This is a genomic window from Mariniflexile maritimum, from assembly GCF_009746565.1.
Classification (GTDB): Bacteria; Bacteroidota; Bacteroidia; order Flavobacteriales; family Flavobacteriaceae; genus Mariniflexile; species Mariniflexile maritimum.
Window position 1 is genome coordinate 1 of sequence record NZ_WRPN01000026.1, and the last position, 2,631, is coordinate 2,631.

The 2,631-nt window shown below is 30.4% G+C and carries 2 protein-coding genes; both read left to right on the forward strand.

What is annotated here, in order from left to right; all coding sequences use genetic code 11:
* Positions 1-147: 147 nt before the first annotated feature.
* The gene (locus GQO80_RS15600) at positions 148-708 is read left to right on the forward strand and encodes a hypothetical protein (protein ID WP_157209286.1); all 561 of its coding nucleotides are present in this window, start codon (positions 148-150) and stop codon (positions 706-708) included.
* A 161-nt stretch (positions 709-869) separates the two neighbouring features.
* Positions 870-2,384 carry a S41 family peptidase gene (locus GQO80_RS15605; protein ID WP_157209287.1) on the forward strand — a complete coding sequence of 505 codons (1,515 nt, stop codon included), beginning with the start codon at positions 870-872 and terminating at the stop codon, positions 2,382-2,384.
* Positions 2,385-2,631 lie beyond the last annotated feature (247 nt).

The window sequence follows — 2,631 nt, forward strand, 5'->3', positions numbered from 1 at the left end:
CATTGTATAAAATTAATTGCTTGTTCTCGCCTATTTACGAAAATCCTCGCGGATTTCCTATTCGGCTTGTACTTGTTAAATTGCGTTTATAACCAACGCAACAAATCTTATACTTAGCCGTTGTACGCTATTAAAAAAACACTAAATATGATTGAATTATCAAATGACGAAATATTAAAGCTAGATAGCATTTTATTATTTTTAAATAACACTAAAGGCTATGAATATGACAATCAATATTTAGCAAACCATTTCCAATTATCATTGGAAGAGTATGAATATTTTTATAATCAAATCTGCAACTTTTCAATAAACGAACATAACATAGGAAATGTTCTAAATAAAGAAACTAACTATCAAAAACTATGGATTGACAATTATACCGATAGATTTATTAAAAATGGCGGATTTGAAAAATATTACCGACTAAAAAAAGAACGTATGACTAAAAACAATAAACCTAATGTTATTGCCAAAAATTATATTGGTGGCGACAATTACGGAACTCAATCTTTAGACCGTTCTTTAAAAATGGCTAAAACAAAGCAAACTATAGCAGCCCCAATCAATAAACCAGTAACAAAATCCCTATTCAAAAGAATATACTCTGACCCTTGGCTAATAGGAATATCATTAGTTATAATAGCCTTGATTTTATCAGCCGACAGAATAAAAAATTGGATTAACGGAATCATTGACAAAATATAATAACAGCGTACAACAATGGCTATAAATAATTGCTGCTCCATGCAACACCTTAATTACTGTTTCTTTACATTGGCTATTACTAATCCGAAAAGTATGTTTTTACTTTTACGCAACTAATCATAGCCTAAGCCGTTGGCAACCATTAGAACAAAACAAACTGAATGACAAAAACATTATCTTTAATTCTCTTTTTAATTTCTTGTGTTACTGTTTTAGGTCAATCCATTGACGATCCATTTTCAAGAAAGAAAATGCGAAAGGATTTGGAAGTATTTAAAGAAATCCGATTAAAAGCGAATTCTGGACTTTACAAATACCGAACTGAACAACAAATAGACAGCATTTACAATTGGGCTGAAAAGGAAATTGAAAAATCATCTACATATCTTGATTTTTACAACATCATTTGCCAATTGACCGACTTTGAGGGAAGTCTTCATAACGACACTGATTTTCCTTCAAAATATTGGAAAAATTTACGAAAAGAATCTTTTGGTTATTTTCCATATCCCATAAAATGGATTGATGGAAAATGGCGTATAAACTATGAAAAAGGTGAAATTCCCTTAGGAGCAGAAATTATTTCAATTAATCAACAACAAATTTCTAAAATTATACAAAACCTGTATAAATATTATTCAACGGACGGAATCAATACGACTGGAAAACGAATAGGTTTAAGAACTCATTTTTCACGATATTACAGATGGAATTATGGACTCACTAAAGAATTTGAAGTTGAATATAAATTACCAAATTCTAACCAAGTCTATTCTAAAATAATTAAAAGCGTAGCATATTCAAATTACTACAAGAATTTCAACACAAGATATTCAAAAACGTATGACCAAATTTACTATGCAGATTTAGACGAAAATAAAAAATACAAATATGAACAACTAAATGAATCTACTGGAGTTTTGACCATCTATACTTTTTCTATGGGTAACGAAACTACAGATGAGCATAAGACCTATTCTAAATTTCTCGATAGCACTTTTTTGGATATAAAAACAAAAGGTATAAAGAACTTAATAATTGATGTCCGTCAAAACGGTGGTGGTACAGACCCAAATGACTTAGTAACCTATTCATATTTAACGCAAAGAAATTTTCAAGAAAATAGAGAGGCTTGGGTTAGCTTTGAGAAAATACCACTCATCCGATATATTGATTTTTGGTTACCCAAATTTTTAAGACCAATTTTTGTAGGTAAATATAATAAAGAATTCCAAGAAGAGTTTCCTTTAGTTAAAAATGGCAAATTTTATCAAGATGATAATAGCCAAGACCATCTTGTTAGAGAGCCAAATATTAATGCATTTAAAGGAAATATATACATAATTGTTAGTCCTGCCATTGCGTCAGCAGGTAGTTTGTTTGCGGCTATGGTTGCTGGAAATGAGAATACATTAACAATCGGAGAGGAAACTATGGGTGGATATTATGGACATAATGGACATACACCTTTAGCATATAAGCTACCCAAATCCAAAATAGAAATAATTTTTTCGGTTGTGAACTTAGAACAAGATGTTCCAAAAAAGTCAAATCAATTTTACAATCGTGGGATTATACCTGATTTTGATGTTTCGCAAACCTATCAAGATTTCATAGACCATAAAGACACTCAAATGGAATACACATTGGAATTGATAAAAAATAATGAAAAATAACGGTTGCCAACACGGTGTATAAGTAATAGCGGTTTAAGTGATAAAACAAAGAGATAAACATAAAACAAAGGTCAGTGCAAAACCGAAAGGTTTGTGAGTGAAAATCCGCTACTACTCATACACTAGACCGTTGTAATGCATTTGAGAGCACGTTTACTCAACCAAAATATAGTTTCACTAAATATGACTTTTTCAAAATAAAAATCTGATATAAATTGAACTCAAATTAAACTGACCTATTTTGAAA